This is a genomic window from Tabrizicola sp. (genome assembly GCF_030694085.1).
Lineage (GTDB): Bacteria > Pseudomonadota > Alphaproteobacteria > Rhodobacterales > Rhodobacteraceae > Tabrizicola.
Map to the genome: position 1 here is coordinate 147,009 of NZ_JAUXZE010000073.1, position 20,077 is coordinate 167,085.

At 65.3% G+C, this 20,077-nt stretch carries 20 protein-coding genes and 1 tRNA gene; 15 read left to right on the forward strand and 6 right to left on the reverse strand.

The window, feature by feature from the left end; all coding sequences use genetic code 11:
* Positions 1-102 precede the first annotated feature (102 nt).
* The 3 genes from ptsP to Q8M85_RS17615 all read left to right on the forward strand — a co-directional run bounded on the left by ptsP (position 103) and on the right by Q8M85_RS17615 (position 3,643).
* Positions 103-2,349 (forward strand): phosphoenolpyruvate--protein phosphotransferase, encoded by a 2,247-nt coding sequence (ptsP, locus tag Q8M85_RS17605; RefSeq protein WP_305547003.1) that lies wholly within the window; start codon positions 103-105, stop codon positions 2,347-2,349.
* Between the two features lie 78 nt (positions 2,350-2,427).
* Positions 2,428-2,823 carry a RidA family protein gene (locus Q8M85_RS17610; RefSeq protein WP_305547005.1) on the forward strand — a complete coding sequence of 132 codons (396 nt, stop codon included), beginning with the start codon at positions 2,428-2,430 and terminating at the stop codon, positions 2,821-2,823.
* An 85-nt stretch (positions 2,824-2,908) separates the two neighbouring features.
* Positions 2,909-3,643: a YafY family protein gene (locus tag Q8M85_RS17615; protein ID WP_305547128.1), complete on the forward strand. Its 735-nt coding sequence runs from the start codon at positions 2,909-2,911 to the stop codon at positions 3,641-3,643.
* 79 nt (positions 3,644-3,722) lie between these two features.
* Here the strand turns inward: Q8M85_RS17615 and Q8M85_RS17620 are convergent, their stop codons facing one another.
* On the reverse strand, positions 3,723-4,913 hold the full coding sequence (locus Q8M85_RS17620; protein WP_305547007.1) for a PqqD family peptide modification chaperone: 1,191 nt from the start codon (positions 4,911-4,913) through the stop codon (positions 3,723-3,725).
* A gap of 125 nt (positions 4,914-5,038) precedes the next feature.
* Here Q8M85_RS17620 and Q8M85_RS17625 point away from each other — a divergent pair, with 125 nt between their 5' ends.
* Positions 5,039-5,182 (forward strand): hypothetical protein, encoded by a 144-nt coding sequence (locus Q8M85_RS17625; protein ID WP_305547009.1) that lies wholly within the window; start codon positions 5,039-5,041, stop codon positions 5,180-5,182.
* A gap of 251 nt (positions 5,183-5,433) precedes the next feature.
* Here the strand turns inward: Q8M85_RS17625 and Q8M85_RS17630 are convergent, their stop codons facing one another.
* The 3 genes from Q8M85_RS17630 to Q8M85_RS17640 form a co-directional block, all read right to left on the reverse strand.
* On the reverse strand, positions 5,434-6,906 hold the full coding sequence (locus tag Q8M85_RS17630) for an AMP-binding protein (protein WP_305547011.1): 1,473 nt from the start codon (positions 6,904-6,906) through the stop codon (positions 5,434-5,436).
* Between the two features lie 57 nt (positions 6,907-6,963).
* A complete protein-coding gene (locus Q8M85_RS17635; protein WP_305547013.1) occupies positions 6,964-7,710 on the reverse strand; it encodes an EcsC family protein in 747 nt (248 codons plus the stop codon).
* A 66-nt stretch (positions 7,711-7,776) separates the two neighbouring features.
* Positions 7,777-8,262, reverse strand: a complete 486-nt coding sequence (locus tag Q8M85_RS17640; RefSeq protein WP_305547015.1) for a GNAT family N-acetyltransferase — start codon at positions 8,260-8,262, stop codon at positions 7,777-7,779.
* Between the two features lie 110 nt (positions 8,263-8,372).
* Here Q8M85_RS17640 and Q8M85_RS17645 point away from each other — a divergent pair, with 110 nt between their 5' ends.
* The 6 genes from Q8M85_RS17645 (at position 8,373) to Q8M85_RS17670 (ending at position 12,019) form a co-directional block, all read left to right on the forward strand.
* On the forward strand, positions 8,373-8,960 hold the full coding sequence (locus Q8M85_RS17645) for a flavin reductase family protein (RefSeq protein ID WP_305547016.1): 588 nt from the start codon (positions 8,373-8,375) through the stop codon (positions 8,958-8,960).
* Positions 8,957-9,376 carry a PACE efflux transporter gene (locus Q8M85_RS17650; RefSeq protein WP_305547018.1) on the forward strand — a complete coding sequence of 140 codons (420 nt, stop codon included), beginning with the start codon at positions 8,957-8,959 and terminating at the stop codon, positions 9,374-9,376. Before Q8M85_RS17645 ends, Q8M85_RS17650 begins: the two co-directional genes overlap by 4 nt.
* A 153-nt stretch (positions 9,377-9,529) precedes the next feature.
* A complete protein-coding gene (gene rpsF, locus Q8M85_RS17655; RefSeq protein ID WP_305547020.1) occupies positions 9,530-9,973 on the forward strand; it encodes a 30S ribosomal protein S6 in 444 nt (147 codons plus the stop codon).
* A gap of 20 nt (positions 9,974-9,993) precedes the next feature.
* Positions 9,994-10,221 (forward strand): 30S ribosomal protein S18, encoded by a 228-nt coding sequence (gene rpsR / locus Q8M85_RS17660; RefSeq protein WP_103256213.1) that lies wholly within the window; start codon positions 9,994-9,996, stop codon positions 10,219-10,221.
* A gap of 13 nt (positions 10,222-10,234) precedes the next feature.
* Entirely contained in the window at positions 10,235-10,804 is a 570-nt protein-coding gene (rplI, locus tag Q8M85_RS17665) for a 50S ribosomal protein L9 (protein WP_305547025.1), read from the forward strand.
* A 270-nt stretch (positions 10,805-11,074) separates the two neighbouring features.
* Positions 11,075-12,019: a DMT family transporter gene (locus Q8M85_RS17670; RefSeq protein ID WP_305547026.1), complete on the forward strand. Its 945-nt coding sequence runs from the start codon at positions 11,075-11,077 to the stop codon at positions 12,017-12,019.
* A gap of 27 nt (positions 12,020-12,046) precedes the next feature.
* Here Q8M85_RS17670 and tig read toward each other — a convergent pair whose 3' ends face one another.
* Together tig and Q8M85_RS17680 are read right to left on the reverse strand one after the other, a co-directional pair.
* Positions 12,047-13,381: a trigger factor gene (gene tig, locus Q8M85_RS17675; RefSeq protein WP_305547027.1), complete on the reverse strand. Its 1,335-nt coding sequence runs from the start codon at positions 13,379-13,381 to the stop codon at positions 12,047-12,049.
* 148 nt (positions 13,382-13,529) lie between these two features.
* Positions 13,530-13,614, reverse strand: a tRNA-Leu gene (locus Q8M85_RS17680).
* A gap of 245 nt (positions 13,615-13,859) precedes the next feature.
* Between Q8M85_RS17680 and Q8M85_RS17685 the strand changes: the two genes are divergently transcribed.
* The 5 genes from Q8M85_RS17685 (at position 13,860) to pstA (ending at position 20,074) form a co-directional block, all read left to right on the forward strand.
* Positions 13,860-14,279 (forward strand): Hint domain-containing protein, encoded by a 420-nt coding sequence (locus Q8M85_RS17685; protein WP_305547028.1) that lies wholly within the window; start codon positions 13,860-13,862, stop codon positions 14,277-14,279.
* A gap of 174 nt (positions 14,280-14,453) precedes the next feature.
* Positions 14,454-16,046, forward strand: a complete 1,593-nt coding sequence (locus tag Q8M85_RS17690) for a GMC family oxidoreductase (protein ID WP_305547030.1) — start codon at positions 14,454-14,456, stop codon at positions 16,044-16,046.
* A 110-nt stretch (positions 16,047-16,156) separates the two neighbouring features.
* Positions 16,157-17,206: a substrate-binding domain-containing protein gene (locus tag Q8M85_RS17695; protein ID WP_305547031.1), complete on the forward strand. Its 1,050-nt coding sequence runs from the start codon at positions 16,157-16,159 to the stop codon at positions 17,204-17,206.
* Between the two features lie 58 nt (positions 17,207-17,264).
* On the forward strand, positions 17,265-18,725 hold the full coding sequence (gene pstC / locus Q8M85_RS17700; RefSeq protein ID WP_305547032.1) for a phosphate ABC transporter permease subunit PstC: 1,461 nt from the start codon (positions 17,265-17,267) through the stop codon (positions 18,723-18,725).
* Positions 18,722-20,074, forward strand: a complete 1,353-nt coding sequence (pstA, locus tag Q8M85_RS17705) for a phosphate ABC transporter permease PstA (protein WP_305547033.1) — start codon at positions 18,722-18,724, stop codon at positions 20,072-20,074. The genes pstC and pstA overlap by 4 nt, the downstream gene beginning before the upstream one ends.
* Positions 20,075-20,077 lie beyond the last annotated feature (3 nt).

Consider the following 20,077-nt stretch of genomic DNA (forward strand, 5'->3'; position numbering starts at 1 on the left):
CGCAGGCAGCCTGCCCAAGGCACGCACAATCCGCCGCAATTCCGTTTCCATCCGCCGAAACGGCCCCTATAGAAAGGGGAAGACCCCGGAAGGACCCTCCTCATGCCCGAACGCACAGAAAGCGAAAGCCGCAAGCTTCTGCGCCGCCTGCGCGACGTGCTTTCCGTCCCGGGCGAAGGCCAGGACCGGCTTGACCGCATCACCCATCTGATCGCCGACAGCATGGGCACCGAGGTCTGCTCGATCTACCTCTTCCGTGACCCCGAGACGCTTGAACTTTGCGCGACCGAGGGCCTGAAGAAGGAAGCCGTCCACCAGACCCGGATGAAGCTGGGCGAAGGTCTGGTTGGCCGCGTGGCCCGCTTCGGACAACCCGTCAACACCGCCGACGCGCCTTCCGAAAAGGGCTTCCGCTACATGCCCGAGACGGGGGAAGAGCTGTTCTCCTCCTTCCTCGGCGTCCCGATCCAGCGCGTCGGCGAAAAGCTTGGCGTCCTTGTCGTCCAGTCCAGGACCGCCCGCCAGTTCAACGAGGACGAGATCTACGCCCTTGACGTCGTCGCGATGGTTCTGGCCGAGATGACCGAACTTGGCGCCTTCACCAGTGACCAGGGCGGGATGCGCGCGCTGCACAAGCAGCCGGTGATGTTCCGCGCCACCTCGGGGCAAGAGGGTGCCGCCGAGGGCCGGGTCTGGCTTCACGAACCCCGAGTTGTCGTGACCAACCCCGTCGCCGACGACCCCTTGACCGAGATCGACCGCATCAAGGCCGCCGTGGGCGAGTTGCGCGTGTCCATCGACGACCTGCTGGAGGCGCAGCAACTGGACAAGGACCAGAAGCAGGTCCTGGAAGCCTACCGCATGTTCGCCCATTCCCGCGGCTGGCTGCGCCGGATGGAGGAAGACATCATGCGCGGCCTGTCCGCCGAGGCGGCGGTGGAAAAGGAACAATCCGCCGCCCGCGCCCGGATGGAACAGGTCCCCGACCAGTACTTGCGCGAACGGCTGCAGGACCTGGACGACCTGTCGAACCGCCTGCTGCGCATCCTCACCGGCCAGGGCAAGGATACCGGGGCCGAGATGCCCGACAATCCGGTCCTCGTCGCCCGCAACATCGGCCCGGCCGAGCTGCTGGAATACGGGCGCAAGCTGAAGGGCGTCGTGCTGGAAGAAGGCTCGGTCGGCAGCCACGCCGCCATCGTCGCCCGCGCCCTGGCCATTCCCCTGGTCATCAACGCCCAGCGCCTGGTGGCCGAGGCGCTGAACGGCGACCATATCCTTGTCGACGGCGACCAGGGCATCGTCCACCTGCGCCCCGAGGAAACCGTCGCCCGCGCCTTCCGCGACAAGATCGCCATGCAGGCCGAAGCGCAGAAGCGCTACGCCAGCTTGCGCAACCTGCCCGCCACCACGACCTGCGGCACCACCATTTCGCTGCACATGAATGCAGGCCTGATGGCCGACCTGCCCAGCCTGGACGGTTCGGGTGCGGACGGCGTCGGCCTCTTCCGCACCGAACTGCAATTCCTCATCCGCTCGAAGATGCCGCAGCGGGCCGAACTTGCCCGGCTCTATGCCCGCGTGATGGACGCGGCCAAGGGCAAGCGCGTGGCCTTCCGCACGCTCGACATCGGATCGGACAAGGTCCTGCCCTACATGAAGCCGCCCGAGGAACCGAACCCGGCAATGGGCTGGCGCGCGGTCCGCGTCGGCCTGGACAAGCCCGGCGTCTTGCGGATGCAGGTCCAGGCCCTGATCCGCGCCGCCGCCGGACGCCCGCTGACGATCATGTTCCCGCTGATAACCGAACACAGCGAATTCCAGGCCGCCCGCGCCCATGTCCTGCGCGAACTGCACCGCGAAAAGTCGCTTGGCCACCCGGTCCCCGACCGGATCGAGATCGGCGCGATGATGGAAACGCCATCGCTTGCCTTCGCGCCGAAAAGCTTTTTCGAACTGACCGATTTCATCAGCGTCGGCGGCAATGACCTCAAGCAGTTCTTCTTCGCCGCCGACCGCGAGAATGAACTGGTGCGCCGCCGCTACGACACGCTGAACCTGTCCTTCCTGGCTTTTCTCGAACAGATCATCGCCCGCTGCGCCGAAACCGGCACCCCCCTGTCGTTCTGCGGCGAGGATGCCGGTCGTCCGATCGAGGCGCTGGCGCTTGCCGCCATCGGCTTCCGCAGCCTGTCGATGCGCCCCGCCTCGGTGGGCCCGGTCAAGGCTCTCCTCCGGCGGATCAACCTGGCCGCGGCCCGCGCCGTGATCGACCGTGCGCGCCAGGACGGGGCAGAAAGCGCCCGCCCGCTGCTGATGGACTGGCTCGCGACACAAGAGACCGCCTGATGACCAAGTCTCCTGACACCACGCTGTCAGGAGAGCCGTGCTTTCCTTCCGGTACTCGAAACCGGAAAGGACAGTTTCATGCACCGCACCCCCGTCAATCCCTGGCCCTGGTCCCTGCCCCTTGGCTACAACCAGGCCGAGATCGTCACCGGCCAGACCCGGCAGCTGATCTGCGCCGGGCAGACCGCCGTCGACGCCACAGGCGCGCCGCAGCATCCGGGCGACATGCGCGGGCAGTTGGCACTGGCGCTCGACAATCTGCAGACCGTGGTGGAAGCGGCGGGAATGTCTCTTGCCAACATCGTCCGGCTGACCGTCTATGCCACGGACGTCGACACGGCGATGCGGAACTTCGATCTTCTGGGCCTGCGGTTCGGGCCTTTGGGCGTGGCCCCGCCGATGACGCTTCTTGGCGTCACTCGACTTGCCCTGCCGACGCTCTTGGTCGAACTTGAAGCCACCGCCGCCGACTGACCGCGCTTCCCGGCCGTGCTAGTCTTGCGGCCGGGACACCCTTGAAAGGACCTTTCAGATTCGCCGCGCCGAAAGACTGTTCAGGCTGGTGCAGGACCTGCGCGACCACGGGCTTGCCCGGGCCGAGGATATGGCGCGCAGGCTGGAAGTCAGCACTCGCACGATCTACCGCGACATCGCGCATCTTCAGGCCTCGGGCCTGCCGATCGAAGGCGAAGCCGGGATCGGCTACCTGCTCCGTCCCGGCTTCGACCTTGCGCCCGTCGCCTTCACCCATGACCAGGTCGAGGCGCTGGCGCTTGGACTTGCCTATGCCGAACGGGCCGGCGATCCGGTGCTTGCCCATGCCGCGCGCGAGGCGCGGGCAAAGCTGCAGGCCGGGATGCCCCGCCCCGAGGACCGGAGTTTGGCCGACGCCCCCTACTTCAGCCTGCACGCCCGGATGCCGCCGCAGGCCCGAGCCTTGCGCGAGGCGATCCGCAAGCGGCGGGTCGTGCAGCTGACCTACCGCGATGGCAGCGACCGCGGCTCGGACCGTCGGGTCCGCCCGCTTGCGATCTGGAGCTTCCCCGAAGGCTGGATGTTCACCGCCTGGTGCGAGCTTCGCGCCGATTACCGGACTTTTCGCATGGACCGGATCGTCGACCTGGCGCCAACCGCCGAAATCTTCGTGGAAACCGAAGCCACCAGCCTTGCGACCTTCCTTGCACGCGACACCTGCGAAGGCCCGGCCGCGCCTGCGCCGCCGGTCCGCCCGGCCCAGTTTCCCATATCCGCAGCGCCCGATCCGGCTTTCGGGACAACCTTGCCAAATCCTTAACGTCCGCGACCAAGTAATTGATTTCGTTTGACAGCCATAGATTGTCCACCGTGGACACTTCCTGTGGACCGGCCTCCACCTAACCCAGCAGACCCGCCTCCACCAGCCCGGCAAGCAGCGCGAAAATATCCGCCGAGATCTGCACCCGAGGGGTGTCCGGGAAGGCTTCGACCAGGGCCTCTTCCAACTCTTCCGGGGGTACCGGTTCCTCCAGCATCCCCCAGATCGCCGCAGCCAGCGGGTCCATCCGCTGGATCGCCCGCCCCTCTGGATCGGCCAGGTAGAGCACGTCGCCGATCCACCGCTCCACGCAGCCCTCCCGCTGGGAAAGCATCGTCCCCACCGGGCCGGGCCTGTACTCCATCACCGCGGGTCCGAACCGCCACTCCTGCCCGCCGGGCAGCATGGCAGCAGCCTGACCCGCGAACCCCGCTTCCAGACATTTCACCGCCTCGTCCAGATCCGTGTAGGTCAGCTGCCAGACCGGGGCCGCCGCGAGAGTGGCCGCGACCACCTCCAGCACCGCCCCAGAGTGCCGGTCGCGGGTGAAGTTCTGATGGAGCAGCGCATCCATCGCCACATCGGGCGGCACCGCGGTCAGGCGCGCGGCGGTCGGGGCGTCGCGCCGGTCCAGAAGCACGAAGGCCCCCACCGGCAGTCGCGTGCCATGCGCGGGCTGCCCGGGAAGCGGAAGGTAGTGGTACTGCCGGTTTCGCGGTCCCGGCATCGCCTCGGCCCAGGAGCGGAAATCGGCGGGAAGGGTGTCGGGCAGCGGCAGGCGCAGGCGTGGAGCGATCCCCATCGCATGACCGACCGCCACCCCGCCCGAGGGGAAGGACAGCGGCACCACATCGTCGCTGAAAATGGGGTGACCCGCCCTGGCCAGAGCAACCGAAAGCGTGCTTTTCCCGGCGCGCCGGAGGTTGGGGAAAACGACCAGTTGCCCCGCCATCTCGACCCCGGCCGCGTGCAGGCAGATCAGATGCGGGTCCGACAGTGGCAGTGCGACTGCAAGGCTTGCCATTGCATCGCAGACCGCGTTCACCGGATCCCAAAGCTGCGCCGGGCGGTCTTCGACATGGCTTTCACAAAGCAGCTTGCCTTGCCCGAGGTCCCCCCTGATCGTGAAGAAAGGGTCCGCCAGAAGGTCGGCGTCCACCAGCCGGTACGGCCAGGCCGCAGCGATCTCGGCCACAATCGGCAGGATCGCCCCGGCCCCGTCAAGGCGCAAAGGCGCGGTGACGCCCTGGAAGAAAATATCCCGCTTCACCATCACACCTGAGCTTTCCCCTTCGACCCAGAAAACCCGGCCGAAGGGGATGGTTCAGCAATTACGGGCTGGTGGTTGCGCAGCCGGCGTCATCGTCGGTCGGGCCCGAGCAGACGCTGGGCGACGTGCTCGACGAAGACGAAGACGACGAGCTGGTCTTGCTCGGCGCAGACGTCGGGCTGGGGCTGCTGGAGCCGCTCGACCCACTCGAGCCGCTCGACCCGCTGGCCTGGGCCATGCTGACGGTGGTCATCGCGGGCGCCGCATAGGCCGCCAGTGCCAGGGCGCCGATCCGGCCAAGGGCCTTGCGGCGGGAGAATAGGCTGTCCTTCGGTTCGCTCATGTTTCTTTTCCTTCTGCTAGGAGGTGTCCCACATCTGTCCCGATCCGGGGTCTTCTGCCCCATCAGGTTCCTCTGGAGTGCGGCAGGAAAATGGCGTTGGCCAGTTACCCAGGGTTTAAACAGGCCATTTAAACCCAAGGTATAAGCGGCAACCTGCCTTCAGGGTCCCAAAGGGGCTTAGAGGTCGACAAACAACGCTTGGTATATACGCCGAAGCTCGGCCTTCTGGACCTTTCCCATCGCGTTGCGCGGAAGGTCGTCCAGAATCAAAACCCGCTTCGGCAGCTTGAACGCCGCCAGCCGGTCACGAAGCGCGGCGCGGATCGTGGTTTCGGACAGGATCTCCCCCGGGTCGGGGACCAGGCAGGCCACCACCGCTTCGCCAAAGTCGGGATGCGGGACCCCGATCACGGCCGAGGCTGCAACTCCCGGCAGATCATCCAAAGCCGCCTCGACCTCGGCCGGATAGACATTCAGCCCGCCCGAGATCACCAGGTCCTTGGCCCGCCCCAGGATCGACAGGTAGCCCCGCGCATCCACCGCGCCCATGTCGCCGGTGATGAACCAGCCGTCGCGGAATTCCTCGGCGGTCTTTTCAGGCAGCCGCCAGTAGCCCTGGAAGACGTTCGGACCGCGCACTTCGATTGCCCCCGCCTCGCCCTGCGGCAGGGCCTTACCGTCCGGGCCGGTGATCCGCACCTCAACCCCAGGCAGCGGCATCCCTACGGTGCCCGCACGGCGCGCGCCGTCGTAGGGGTTCGAGGTGATCATGTTGGTCTCGGTCATCCCGTAGCGTTCCAGGATCGCGTGGCCGGTGCGGTCCTGCCATTCGGCATGGGTCGCGGGCGACAGGGGGGCCGAGCCAGAGATGAAGAGGCGCATGTGCGCGGTGGCGGCGCCCATCTCTCCAGGGTCGGCCAGAAGCCGGGTGTAGAATGTGGGCACGCCCATCATCACCGTCGCCTGCGGCAGGGCTGCCAGCACGGCGGCAGGCTGGAACGCGCGCTGGAAGATCATCGACGCGCCGGAATAAAGGACGCAGTTCGTCGCCACAAAAAGCCCGTGCGTGTGGAAAACCGGCAGCACGTGCAGCAGGACGTCGCGGTCGGTGAACCGCCAAAGCCCGACCAGCGCTTCGGCATTCGACGCAAGGTTTTCACGCGTCAGCATTACGCCCTTCGATCGCCCCGTGGTCCCCGAGGTATAAAGGATCGCCGCCAGATCGTCCGGCCCTTGGGCGGGATCGGAGAAGTCGGCACCCTGCCTCTCGGACAGCGCCAGCAGTCCGGGCAGGTCGATCACCCGTGCACCAAGCGCACGCAGCCCGTTCACCCGGCCCGGATCAGTCACGGCCAGCGCGGGTTCGGCGTCGTGCAGGAAATGCTCGGTCTCGGCCACGGTGTAGCCTGGGTTGACCGGGAGGAAGATCACTCCCGTCCGCAGGCAGGCGAGATACACGGACAACACCGCCTCGCATTTCTCGACTTGCACAAGCAGACGGTCGCCTTTTTCCAGGCCCAGTGCGACGAGTGTATTCGCCAGCCTCCCGGTCTCGGCCAGGAGTTCGCCATAAGTCAGACCACCGACCAGCCAGACCCGGGCCGGGTCCGCTGCCATCTGCTTCAGCTTTGCGATTACGTCGGTGCTCATTCCGCCCTCCCCTGCTCAATGGCATTTACCCAAGGGGCGGGGCGGATCGCAACCGGATCAGGCCCGGATCACCTTCGGCGGCGTGGTGGCAAGGCGGAATTCGGCTTCGACGGCATCGGCCCCGTGAACCTGGCCAAGCTTCACCAGCTCAAACCGGACCCGCGCTACCTCACGGTAATAAGAGAGGAAAGCGGCGTTCAAGGCGGCCCCCGACACGGCCCCAAGGATCGGCACCGCCTGCGCCGCAAGCTTCTGGCCCAGCACCGCCGCCAGCTTCGGCGCAATACTGGTGATCAGGCTTTGCACAGCGGACCCTGACATCGCCAGGCGCGAGCCGAGGAAAGAGGTGTTCACCCCGTCGTCCTGCGCCAAGGGACTGCCGGCGGCAAAGACCTGCAGACATTCGGCACGCACCCAGTCCTCGTCGGGATCAAGCCCCGCCTCCCGCGCCACGCTGCGGATCGTGTTCAGAAACAGCGTCACCGTCATCGGCAGCTCGGCCAGAGAGGTGGCCAGCCCGCCCGCACCACCTGCCGCGCCCGCCGCCATTGCCGCGACCATCGGCGTGCGCTGGCCCAGGTCTGGCGCCCGCGCGGCCAATCCATAGGACGTCTCCAGCGCCTGCGCGGTCAGTCGCTCGATCTGGCCACGGACGCCGCCGGGCAGGGCCGAAAGCTGGTTCTCCAACGAACCGCCAAGCCGGTTCACCAGGCGCATCACCGGGCCGTTCGCCCGTTTGTAGCGGCGCGCAAGGTCGGCAACCTGGGCGGGAAGGTCGGGGGATGTGGGCAGATACTTGTCCATCGCGTTGATATGGGGCCGCTTGCCCCCTGCGCAATGGGAAATCGGGGCAATGGGAATACGGACGGCTCAGGTCGCTTTGGCGACCATGCCGGTCACGCCGTTCCAGGCCCCGGCCTTCAGCTCCAGCCCCAGGATGCGGTCGGGGTTTGTCGGCGGCGGCATCTCGATCCCGTCCAGCTTGCGGAAACCGAAGCGGCTGTAATAGGGCGCGTCGCCGACCAGCATCACCCGCTCCCAGCCCAGCCGCCGCGCCTCGGCCAGGCTTTCGTTGATCAAGAGCGCACCCAGACCTTCGCCCTGGTGGGTCGGGTGGACGGCAATCGGGCCAAGGAGCAGGATGTCATGCTCGCCGATCAGCGCGGGCCAGTACCGGATGACTGCGGCCAGCGCACCGCTGTCGTCACGCAGGGTCAGGCACAGCGGGGCAACAGTCGGGACACCATCGCGCAGACGGTACGACGAAAGCGCAGTTCGGCCTGGGGCGAAACACAGGTCATAAAGGGCTTCCACCTCCCACCAGTCGTCCTCTGTCTCTTCCTCAAGCCGGTACACGCGCTGATGATCCCACCCGAAATGCTTGCCGAATCCACTGGTCCGAAATCACTGGAATCGCGCCGTAACATGGCGCAGTGTCACGATCAATTTGTGAAGCAGGGTTCGTCATGTTCTACCGTCCCGCCGATGGCCACGGGCTGCCACACAGCCCGTTTTCGGCCATCGTCTCGCCCCGGCCCATCGGCTGGATTTCCAGCCGCGCTGCGACTGGCGACAACCTGGCACCCTATTCCTTCTTCAACGCCGTGGGCTACACCCCGCCACAAGTGATGTTCGCGGGCGACTGCCGCGACAGCATGGTCAACGCGCTGGAGACGGGCGTCTTCGCGGTGAACATCGTCGCCGAAGCGGCGCTGGAGGCGATGAACGCCACTTCCGCCCGCTTCCCGCGCGGCACGGATGAATTCCTGGCTGCCGGGGTGGCCAAGGCCGAATGTGTCGCCATCAACTGCCCGCGCGTGGCGGATGCTCCGGCCACGCTGGAATGTCGCGTGGTCAAGCTGGTGGACCTGATCGGCCCCGAGAAACTGATGCTGGGCGAGGTGGTGGGCATCCACATCCGCGATGACTGCCTGGTGGACGGTCGGCTTGATCCGACGCGCTATCATCCGGCGGCACGGCTTGGGTATCACGATTATACCTTCGTCCGCGAAGTGCGCGAACTGCGCCGTCCGAAAGACCCCGCAAAGGGATGACCCCCACCCACCGCAAGATCGTCTACGCCGTCAGCTTCGAGACGCTGGGGACGCTGGTCGCTTCGGCCTTTCTCTGGACCGTCTCCGACGCCAGTGCCGGGTCGTCGCTGGCCCTGTCGATCCTGACCGCCACCATCGCGCTGTGCTGGAGCGTCGGCTTCAACACCGTCTTCGAGTCCTGGGAGGCGCGGCAGGCGGTGCGGGGCCGCTCCCTTCGCCGCCGCACGGCCCATGCGCTTCTGTTCGAGGGCGGCCTCGTCCTGATCTGCATCCCGGTCATGGCCTGGTGGCTGCAGGTCGGCTACCTGCAGGCGCTGGTCTACGAGGGCGGGCTGATCGTGGTCTTCCTCCTCTACACCTACCTTTTCACCTGGGCCTTCGACCGCTTCTTCGGCCTGCCTGCCTCGGCCCGTTAGCCTTTCCGCCCTTTGGCCTTGCGCGGGCGGAGCACTTCTGTATAAGGCCGCATCTTTCCGCTTATCCATGAACCGGCGATGCCTCTCGTGGACGGGCTGCGGAGAGGGTCTTTGCCCGTCCTATGAAGCCGCCCCGAAACGAAGGAAGTCTGCATGCCTCTGTATGAGCATGTCTTCATCGCGCGCCAGGACCTGTCCAACGCGCAAGCCGAAGGCCTTATCGAACACTTCTCGACCGTCCTCGCGGACAACGGCGGCAAAGTCGTTGAGAACGAGTACTGGGGCGTCAAGACGATGGCCTACAAGATCAACAAGAACCGCAAGGGCCACTATGCCTTCCTGAAGTCGGACGCGCCTGCCGCTGCCGTTCAGGAAATGGAACGCCTGATGCGGCTCCATGACGACGTGATGCGTGTCCTGACCATCAAGGTCGACAAGCATGTCGAAGGCGTTTCCGTCCAGATGCAGAAGCGCGACGAGCGCGAAGAGCGTGGCGACCGGGGCGGCTTTGGCGGCGAACGTCGCGAACGCCCCAGCTTCGGTGGTGACCGCGGCGACCGTGGCGACCGCCCGTCGTTCGGCGCTCCGCGTCGTTGATCTGAGAAAGGACACACAAAATGGCGAACAAACCGTTTTTCCGCCGCCGCAAGGTCTGCCCCTTCTCGGGCGACAACGCTCCGGCGATCGACTACAAGGACACGCGTCTGCTGCAGCGCTACATCTCCGAGCGCGGCAAGATCGTCCCGTCCCGCATCACCGCAGTCTCGGCGAAGAAGCAGCGTGAACTGGCCCAGGCCATCAAGCGCGCCCGCTTCCTGGCCCTGCTGCCCTATGCCGTGAAATAAGGAGCACCAGACCATGCAAGTGATCCTTCTGGAACGCGTGGCCAAGCTTGGCCAGATGGGCGAAGTCGTCAACGTCAAGGACGGCTATGCCCGCAACTACCTGCTGCCGCAGGGCAAGGCGCTGCGCGCGAACGACACCAATGTGAAGTCGTTCGAGGCGAAGAAAGCCCAGCTGGAAGCCACCAACCTGGAAACCCGCAAGGAAGCCGAAGCTGTCGGCGGCAAGCTGGATGGCCAGACCTTCGTGGTGATCCGTTCGGCGTCGGACGCCGGGGCGCTCTATGGCTCGGTCACCCCGCGCGATGCCGCTGAAGCCGCGACCGAAGCAGGCTTCACCGTCCACCGTGGCCAGATCATCCTGGATCGCCCGATCAAGGACCTGGGCCTGCACACTGTCTCGGTGCAGCTGCACCCGGAAGTCACCGTGAAGATCCGCCTGAACGTTGCCCGTTCGGTGGAAGAAGCGGAACTCCAGGCGTCGGGCAAGTCGATTGCCGAGCTTGCGGCCGAAGCGGAAGCCGAAGCCGAGTTCGAAATCGCCGAGCTTTTCGACGAAATGGGCGCTGCGGCGAACGACGAATAAGTCCTTATCCCGCAAGGGTTCTGGAAACCGCGCCTGGGCAACCGGGCGCGGTTTCTGTTTGGGACCGACGGATCGAAAGTCTGAAACGCGCAGGCCAGAAGCGCCGCATCGGTCCAACGCTGCTGCAATGAGACCGTTGATGCCCTGGCAGTTGGAGCGCGTCGAAATACCGAAACCTATGCCACAGACCACCGCAAAGCTTGCCGCGCGTTGACCAGCACTTGTCGGAGGCAGAATAGCCAGACGTCCCTGCCTGGTTAGCGTGGCCCCATGCAGATGACAGCCACCACGCGCGGCATCCTGGCCCTCGTCGTAGGGATTGCGGTTTTCTCCTTGCAGGATGTGATCCTCAAGCGGCTGTCCAGCGAATATCCCCTGTATCAGGCGATGATCATCCGCAGCCTGACCGCCGTGCCCCTGCTGCTGATCATCGTCCGCTGGCTGGATGGCCGCCTGACCACCATCACAACCCACAACTGGGGCTGGATGCTTGCGCGCGGGGTCCTGAACTTTGTCGCTTACACCGCCTATTACCTTGGCCTCGCCGCCCTGCCGATGGCGGACACCGTCGCGCTGTTCTTCACGGCCCCCCTATTCATCACGATCGCCGCCGCGCTGGTCTTCAAAGAGCGGATCGGCCCGACCAACCTGCTGGCGCTGGTCGCCGGGTTTCTGGGAATGCTGATGATCTTCAATCCCAGCGCCAGTCTCTTCGACCCAGCCGCGCTGCTGCCGGTGCTCGGCGCGCTTGGCTATGCGCTGACCCAGCTTGCGACCCGTGTGCTGGGCCGGACCGAGACGGCGGGGGCAATGACCTTCTGGGGCAACCTGACATTTCTCGCCAGCGCCCTGGCGCTTGCCGTCGTCTTCGGCAGCGGAGCCTATGACGGTGCAAGTCACCCTTCGCTTGCTTTCCTGACGCGGGGCTGGCAACCGATGCCGGCCGGCGATCTTCTGCTTTTCATGGCCTGCGGACTGATCGCTTCAATCGGGCTGTCGCTCTTGACCTATGCCTATCGCGTTGCGCCCTCGTCCTCGGTCGCACCCTTCGAATACAGCTTCATCATCTGGGGGGTGCTGTGGGGCTGGCTGTTCTGGGCCCAGCTTCCTGCGGCCCTCGCCTGGGCCGGGATCGCCCTCTTGATCGGGGCCGGGCTCTTGGTGATCCGGGCCGAGACGCAAAACGAAAAGGCCGCACCCGAAGGCGCGGCCTGATCTTCCCTGTCGGACCTGGAGGTCCGCTTACATTTCGTCCAGCGCCTCGACGGCTTTCTGAAGTTTCTCTTTCGAGATTTCCTTGTCGCTCACCTTGGCAAGGCTCACCAGGTGATCGACGACCTTGTCCTCGAACAACGGCGCGCGCAGCTGCTGCTGCATCTGCTGGTTCTTCTGCACGAATTCGAAGAACTGGCGCTCCTGACCCGGATACTGGCGGGCGGCAGCCAGCACGGCCTGGGTCATCTCGGCATCGGTCACGGTGACCTCGGCCTTGCGACCGATCTCGGCCAGAAGAAGGCCCAGACGCACGCGACGCTCGGCCAGCTTCTTGTGCTCATCCGTGGTCTCGATGGTGCCGTGGTTGTGGCCGTGCTCTTCGGGGTGCTCTTCGTGCCACAGCTGGTGCGCGATCTGGTTGGCTTCCGCCTCGACCAGGTTCGCGGGCAGGTCGAACTTGACCATCCCGTCCAGCTGATCCAGGAGCGAGCGCTTCAGCACCGCGCGGGCCGCGCCCTTGTATTCGGCTTCCAGACGCTCGGCGATCTGGGCCTTGAGGGCAGCCAGGTCGTCCGCGCCGAACTTCTTGGCCAGCTCATCGTCGATTTCGGCCGGTTTCGGCTCTTTCACCGATTTCACGGTGCAGGCAAAAACCGCAGCTTTGCCGGCGAGGTGCGCCGCGCCGTAGTTTTCCGGGAACGAGACGTTCACCGACACTTCGTCACCAACCTTGGCACCGACCAGCTGGTCCTCGAAGCCGGGGATGAAAGACTTCGAGCCCAGCACAAGCGGGTAATCCTCGGCCGAGCCGCCCTCGAACAGCTCACCGTCGACCGAGCCCTTGAAGTCGATCACGATCTGGTCGCCGTCCTTGGCCTTGGCGCCCTTCTTGCGGTCGTCGAAGGATTGGGCCGAACCTGCCAGGTTCGTCAGCGCTTCCTCGATGGCCTTGTCGTCGGCCTTCACGATCAGGCGGTCCAGCTTCAGCTTGCCTGCATCGACCTCGGGGATCGGGGGCAGCGCGTCATAGGTCATCTCGACCACGACATCCTGGCCTTCTTTCCAGGTCTCTCCGCCGACCATCTTCACTTCGGGCTGCAGCGCGGGGCGGTCACCGGACTTGTCGAAATGGTCCTTCATCGCGCTGTCGATGGCTTCCTGCATCGCGTCGCCCATGATCCGGGTGCCGAACTGCTTTTTCAGGATCGCCAGCGGGACCTTGCCCTTGCGGAAGCCCTTGATCTCGACCTCGGGCTGCGCTTCCAGAAGCTTTTCCTGGACCTTCGCGTCGAGTTCGGCTGCCGTCACCGTGATGGTGTAGCCGCGCTTGAGGCCTTCGTTCAGGGTCTCGGTGACCTGCATGGGGGGACGTCCTTCCTGGTTCATTCGGGCGCGGATGCGCAATACTCCGCGGGCACAGAGCGGAACCCTGCGCGCGTTGGCGGGCCTGATAGCAAAGCTTTCCGTCCGATGTAAGGGGGAATCGCCAGCCGGACGCACGGGGTGGGGCTGGTGCGGGTGAAGGGACTTGAACCCCCATGCCTTGCGGCGCCGGAACCTAAATCCGGTGCGTCTGCCAGTTCCGCCACACCCGCCGACCAGCCCTGGCCTTCTAGCAAAGCATCGCCGGGGGCGCGAGGGGGCAAATGCGCTGCCCCATTTGCGACACAGCCGCCGATTTGCGGCCACATCTGCCCCGAAATCACCGAACTGGCATCGAATACCCAACACAAACCCGGACCAGAACTGATGCAGGGACAGTAGAAGGAACGTGGGAATGGACTCCGAAGCTCCGTTTTCCAGATCGGCCGGCGGCGCGGGAAGTGACCCGCAGCCCGGAATGATCGCCGGCACAATGGTGCGGACGCTCGATGGGGTCCTGCCCGTCGAATACCTGACCCCGGGCGACCGGATCGTGACGCGCAGCGGCGCGCGGCGGCTGACTTCGGTGTCGGTCCAGGCGCGCAAGGTTGTCGATCTGGTGCGCATCCGCGCTTCGACCATCGGCCATGACCGGCCCGAGCAGGACCTGCTGGTGTCCACCGGCCAGCCGATCCTGATCCGCGACTGGCGGGCCAAGGCGATCTTCGGCGTGCCGGTGGCTGCAATTCCGGCATCGCGCCTGGCGGATGGCGAATTCGTCTGCCTTGAAACCCATGCCCAGGTCCGGCTGTTCACCCTGCGCTTTGACGAGGATGAGGTGATCTATGCCGAAGGGCTGGAGCTGGCCTGCCCGGCCTTCCTGCCCGAACTGGCCTGACCCCGAAACTCCCCTAACCACGAACTCGCCTGACCCTGCCCTCGCCTGACCCCGCCCTAACCTGACGCAGCGTCGCACTAGGCCTGCAGCGCCAAATCGCTACTATCGCGGCATGACGCGCGCCCTTACGGACCTCTGTCCCTGTCCAGCCTCGACGCCCGTCCGGCGCCCGGGATGAGCTTTGACTACATCATCGTCGGGGCAGGCTCGGCAGGTTGCGTCCTTGCCAATCGCCTCAGCGCCAACCCCGCGACCCGGGTCTGCCTGATCGAAGCCGGTCCCGCCGACCGCAATCCGATGATCCACATGCCCTTCGGCCTGGCCGCGTTGGCCCATATGCGATGGTTGAACTGGGGGCACGAGACCGACGCCGAAGCGCAGCTGCACCACCGCCGCCTGTTCTGGCCGCGCGGACGGGTTCTGGGTGGGTCCAGCTCGATCAACGCGATGATCTACATGCGCGGGCATCCGCAGGATTATCGCGACTGGGCCAGACTTGCAGGGCCCGATTGGGACTGGCCGCGCGTCCGGGCGATCTTCAAGGACCATGAGGACAACCTGGCTCTTCGGGACGACCACCACGGCCAGCATGGCCCGTTGACTGTCAGTGACCTCGCCCAGCCCAACCCGCTGTCCCGCGCCTTCGTCCGGGCGGGCGTCGAATCCCGGCTGGCCGAAAACCCCGACTTCAACGGCACCTCGCAAGAGGGCGTCGGCCTTTATCAGGTCACCCAGCGCGGTGGTCGCCGCTTATCCTCGGCGCAGGCCTTCCTTGTTCCGGTCCTGGACCGGCCGAACCTGACCCTGATCACCAAGGCGCAAGTCCACCGCGTCGCGTTCGAAGGCCGCCGCGCCACCGGCGTCCAGCTTCGCGACCAGACCCTGCCCCTGGCCCAGGGCGGCGAAGTGATCCTGAGCGGCGGAGCGATCAACTCGCCGCAGCTACTCATGCTGTCGGGCATCGGTCCCGGGGCGCATCTGCAGGCGATGGACATCCCGGTTCTGCACGACGCGCCCGAAGTCGGGGCGAATCTGGCCGACCACCTGGACATCACTGTCCAGGCCGCGCTGAAGGGCCGCGAGGCGATCGGCATTGCGCCCGGCTTCCTGCCCCGCGCCCTCCGCGCGACCTGGGCCTACCTGCTCCGCGGTCAGGGAGAGTTCACCTCGAACGTCGCCGAGGCCGGGGGCTTTGCCCGCTCGGACCCCAGCAGGGAACGGCCCAACCTGCAGTTCCACTTCATCCCGGCCTACCTTCATGACCACGGTCGCCGCCTTTCCCTGGGCTACGGGCTGACGCTGCATGTCTGCGATCTTCTGCCGAAAAGCCGGGGACGGATCAGCCTTGCTACGCCCGACCCGATGGCCCACCCCCGGATAAACGCCAACTACCTTGCCGACCCCGAGGACCTTCCCACCCTTCTCGCCGGCTTGAAACTCGCCCGCCGCATCCTGAACGCCCCGGCCCTTGCCTGCTACGTCGCAACGGAAACCCTTCCGGGCGCAAGGCTCGTCAGCGACGCCGACCTCAAGGCCGACATCCGCACCCGGGCCGAGACGATCTACCATCCGGTCGGCACGTGCCGGATGGGCCTTGACGCAGGCTCGGTCACCGATCCCGAAGGCCGGGTGCGGGGCACCGAGGGGTTGCGGGTGGTGGATGCCTCGCTCATGCCGCAGATCATCGCGGGCAATACCAATGCACCGACGATGATGATTGCCGAGACCATCGCCCGGCGCATCCTGCGGCAAACGCCTGCAACCTGACTGTCATACAGCTTTTACAATTCTGCAATCTAAGCGTCACGCGACGGGACTAGAGCCGGGACAGGCCGACAGGGCCACACAAGATGCTGCACGAAATCAGGAGTGCCTCGATGAAATCCTTCCACCTCACCGTTTCGGTGCTGGCCTTCGCCGCCGCGATGCCCGCCGCTGCCCGCGACCAGATCCAGGTCACCGGCTCGTCCACCGTGCTGCCCTACGCCACCATCGTCGCCGAGGCCTTCGGCGAAAACTTCGACTTCCCGACCCCGGTCGTGGAAGGCGGTGGTTCGGGTGCAGGCCGCAAGAAGCTTTGCGAAGGCGTCGGTGAAAACACCGTCGACATCGCCAACTCGTCCAGCCGGATCTCGCAGTCGGATATCGACCTGTGCGCTGCGAACGGCGTGGCCGAAGTCATGGAAGTCCGCTTTGGCTATGACGGGATCGTCTTCGCTTCGGCCGTCGATGGCCCGGAATTCGCCCTGACCCCGGCAGACGTCTACAATGCCGTGGCTGAAACCGTGCTGAAGGATGGCGCTCTGGTCGCCAACCCGAATGGCACCTGGTCTGCGGTCAACGCGGCTCTGCCTGACCAGAACATCCTGGTCCTCGTGCCGGGCACCAAGCACGGCACCCGCGAAGTGTTCGACACCAAGGTGATCATCGCCGGTTGCAAGGAAACCGGCGCGCATGATCTGTTCGTGGCGGCTGCCGAAGGTGCGGATGACAAGGAAAAGGCCGCAAACGCGGACAAGGCCTGCATGGAACTGCGCACCGACGGAAAGTCGATCGACATCGACGGCGACTATACCGAGACGCTTGCCCGCCTGGATGCCGACAAGAACGCCGTGGGCGTGTTCGGTCTGTCGTTCTACCAGAACAACACCGACAAGCTGAAAGTTGCGACCATGTCGGGTATCGTTCCCTCGACCGAGAGCATCTCTTCGGGTGAATACCCGGTGTCGCGCCCGCTCTACTTCTACGTCAAGAAGGCGCATATCGGCGTGATCCCCGGCCTGAAGGAATACATCGAGTTCTTCGTGTCCGACGACATGGCCGGCCCGGACGGCCCGCTGGCGGAATACGGCCTCGTGTCCGACCCCGAACTGGCCGCGACGCAAGAGATGGTCGCCTCGGAAACCCCGATGGCTCCGCTGCAGTGATCTGACAACGGGCGGGATCTTCGGGTCCCGCCCCTCCCTTTCGAACCCGGAAGCCCGCATGTCCGTCCTGATGATTCTTGCCGCCGTAGCTGTCCTTGCTATCGCCGCTTTCTTCCTGGCACGGCAGCGCTCGCTTGCCTCGACCCAGGGCAACCCCCGGCTTCTGCACTCGCTGCCCGGCTACTACGGCTGGTACGGCGCGATCTCGGTCCTTGTCCCGGCCCTTGCGGCGCTGATCCTCTGGCTGATCGTGCAGCCGATGGTGATCGAGGCCCGCATCTCTGCTACACTTCCCGCCGAGTTTGTCACCGACGCCACCAAGGCCCAGCTGACAATGGCCGACGTTCGCCGTGTCGCGGGCGGCCTTGATACGGCCATCGCCAGCGGCGCAATCAGCGAAACCGACGTCCAGGCCCTTGCAACCGGATCGACCGACATCCGCGCCCTTCTGGCCGGGTCCGGCGTGGCGCTGGCCTCCGAGGTGTCACCCGCCGTCCTGATCGCCGCGCAGGATTACCGCACGCAGTCGCACTGGGGGGCCGCGGGCCGCACGGCGCTGATCCTGGTGCTGTCGGTCCTTGGCCTGTTCTGGGGCGTCAAGCGCGCAGAGCCCGACTTCCGCGCCCGCAACCAGGTCGAGCGTGTGATCCTCGCCCTTCTCATCGCCGCCTCGTCGATTGCGATCCTGACGACAGTGGGCATTGTCTGGTCAATGGTGTCGGAAACCTTCGACTTCTTCAGCAAATACCCGTTCCAGGACTTCTTCTTCAGCCTGAAATGGTCGCCGAACTTCCGCGGTGGATCCGACCTAGGGATCATCCCGCTGATCTGGGGCACGCTTTACATCACCCTGATTTCCATGCTGGTCGCGGTCCCGATCGGTCTCTTCGCTGCGATCTATCTGGCGGAATATGCCTCCAGGCCGGTGCGCAACTGGGTCAAACCGCTGATCGAAATCATCGCCGGTATCCCCACGGTCGTCTTCGGCATCTTCGCTCTTGTCACCGTAGGCCCTGCCCTCCGCGACTGGTTCGCCCAGCCGCTGGGCCTTGGCAACTCGGGATCCTCGGTCATGACCGCCGGTATCGTCATCGGCATCCTGAACATTCCCTTCATCTCTTCGCTGTCGGACGACATCATCAACTCGGTCCCGCAATCGCTGCGAGACGGCAGCCTGGGCCTGGGGGCCACCAAGTCCGAGACGGTGCGCCAGGTGATCCTGCCCGCAGCACTGCCCGGCATCGTCGGTGCGATCCTGATGGCCGCCTCCCGCGCCATCGGCGAGACGATGATCGTCGTGATGGGCGCAGGTGCCGCCGCCAAGCTGTCGCTCAATCCTTTCGAGGCGATGACAACGATGACCGTCAAGATCGTCGGCCAGCTGACGGGCGACACCGACTTTGCCGCCCCGGAAACGCTTGTCGCCTTCGCGCTTGGCATGACGCTTTTCGTCATCACCCTTGGCCTGAACATCTTTGCCCTCTGGATCGTGCGGAAATACCGGGAGCAGTACGAATGACCGACATCAGCGCCGCAGGGCCCGGCATCAGACGCCCGAAGCAGTCGATCCTGACGGCAAGCGACAACATGAAGCGCCGCAATGCCGCCGAGGTCCGCTTCAAGGCCTATGGTCTTCTGGCGATCACCGTCTCGCTGACGATGCTGGCGATCATGCTCTTCACCATCTTCCGCGATGGCGTGTCGTCGTTTCATCAGGCAACGCTGAACTTCCCGGTCGAACTGACGGCAGAGACGCTTGACCCGAAGGGCAATCGCAGCCGAGAAGAAATGGTCAAGGTCACCACGGTCGGCTACCAGAAGGTCTTGTCCCAGGCGCTTCTCGCCGAACTTCAGGCCCGCGGCATTACGCAAGAAGGCGTCACAGACAAGCAGATCGCCGACCTGATCTCGAAGGACGCGGCTGGCGCCCTGCGGGCCAGGATCCTTGCGAACCCGGATCTGGTCGGAACCACGATCGACGCAAACATCCTGGCCGCCGGTCGGGTTGACGGCTTCCTGAAAGGCCGGGTGACCTATGGGACGGCCGAGCGTGACAACCAGATCAGCCCCGACCAACTGCGGCTTGTCGAACAGTTGCGCGATGCGGGGATCGTCCAGTCCTCGTTCAACTGGACCTTCTTCACCAACCCCGACGCCTCCGACCAGCGTCCCGAAGCCGCGGGCCTGGGCGTCGCCCTCCTTGGCTCGGCCTACATGATGCTCATGGTCCTGGTGATGTGTGTGCCCGTCGGCGTCGCGGCCTCGATCTACCTGGAGGAATTCGCGCCGAAGAACCGCTGGACCGACGCGATCGAGGTCAACATCTCGAACCTTGCTGCCGTGCCCTCTATCGTCTTCGGTATCCTGGGCCTTGCGATCTTCATCAACTTTGCCGGGATGCCGCAGTCTTCCTCGGTCGTGGGCGCCCTGGTCATCAGCCTGATGACGCTGCCCACCATCATCATCGCCACAAGGGCCTCGATCCGCGCCGTGCCGCCGTCGATCCGCGATGCGGCGCTTGGGGTCGGCGCATCGAAGATGCAGACCGTCTTCCACCACGTCCTGCCGCTTGCCATGCCGGGCATCCTGACCGGCACGATCCTTGGCCTTGCCAGCGCGCTGGGTGAAACCGCGCCGCTCCTTCTGATCGGCATGGTCGCCTTCGTCGACAACTATCCCTCGGCCCCGCCGGAGGGCTTCCTTGACCCCGCGACCGCCCTGCCCGTGCAGGTCTATTCCTGGGCCAGCCGCGCCGATCCGGCCTTCATCGAACGTTCGAACGGCGCGATCATCGTGCTTCTGGTGTTTCTCGTCGTGATGAACGTGGCAGCCATACTCCTCCGCCGCCGGTTCGAGCGGCGCTGGTAAAGC

Bases quoted from the DNA above. Each gene is read 5' to 3' on its own strand.
- ptsP (WP_305547003.1), top strand. From the start codon at position 103: ATGCCCGAACGCACAGAAAGCGAAAGCCGCAAGCTTCTGCGCCGCCTG.
- Q8M85_RS17610 (WP_305547005.1), top strand. From the start codon at position 2,428: ATGCACCGCACCCCCGTCAATCCCTGGCCCTGGTCCCTGCCCCTTGGC.
- Q8M85_RS17630 (WP_305547011.1), bottom strand. From the start codon at position 6,906: ATGAGCACCGACGTAATCGCAAAGCTGAAGCAGATGGCAGCGGACCCG.
- Q8M85_RS17635 (WP_305547013.1), bottom strand. From the start codon at position 7,710: ATGGACAAGTATCTGCCCACATCCCCCGACCTTCCCGCCCAGGTTGCC.
- Q8M85_RS17645 (WP_305547016.1), top strand. From the start codon at position 8,373: ATGTTCTACCGTCCCGCCGATGGCCACGGGCTGCCACACAGCCCGTTT.
- Q8M85_RS17650 (WP_305547018.1), top strand. From the start codon at position 8,957: ATGACCCCCACCCACCGCAAGATCGTCTACGCCGTCAGCTTCGAGACG.
- rpsF (WP_305547020.1), top strand. From the start codon at position 9,530: ATGCCTCTGTATGAGCATGTCTTCATCGCGCGCCAGGACCTGTCCAAC.
- rpsR (WP_103256213.1), top strand. From the start codon at position 9,994: ATGGCGAACAAACCGTTTTTCCGCCGCCGCAAGGTCTGCCCCTTCTCG.
- rplI (WP_305547025.1), top strand. From the start codon at position 10,235: ATGCAAGTGATCCTTCTGGAACGCGTGGCCAAGCTTGGCCAGATGGGC.
- Q8M85_RS17670 (WP_305547026.1), top strand. From the start codon at position 11,075: ATGCAGATGACAGCCACCACGCGCGGCATCCTGGCCCTCGTCGTAGGG.
- tig (WP_305547027.1), bottom strand. From the start codon at position 13,381: ATGCAGGTCACCGAGACCCTGAACGAAGGCCTCAAGCGCGGCTACACC.
- Q8M85_RS17685 (WP_305547028.1), top strand. From the start codon at position 13,860: ATGATCGCCGGCACAATGGTGCGGACGCTCGATGGGGTCCTGCCCGTC.
- Q8M85_RS17690 (WP_305547030.1), top strand. From the start codon at position 14,454: ATGAGCTTTGACTACATCATCGTCGGGGCAGGCTCGGCAGGTTGCGTC.
- Q8M85_RS17695 (WP_305547031.1), top strand. From the start codon at position 16,157: ATGAAATCCTTCCACCTCACCGTTTCGGTGCTGGCCTTCGCCGCCGCG.
- pstC (WP_305547032.1), top strand. From the start codon at position 17,265: ATGTCCGTCCTGATGATTCTTGCCGCCGTAGCTGTCCTTGCTATCGCC.
- pstA (WP_305547033.1), top strand. From the start codon at position 18,722: ATGACCGACATCAGCGCCGCAGGGCCCGGCATCAGACGCCCGAAGCAG.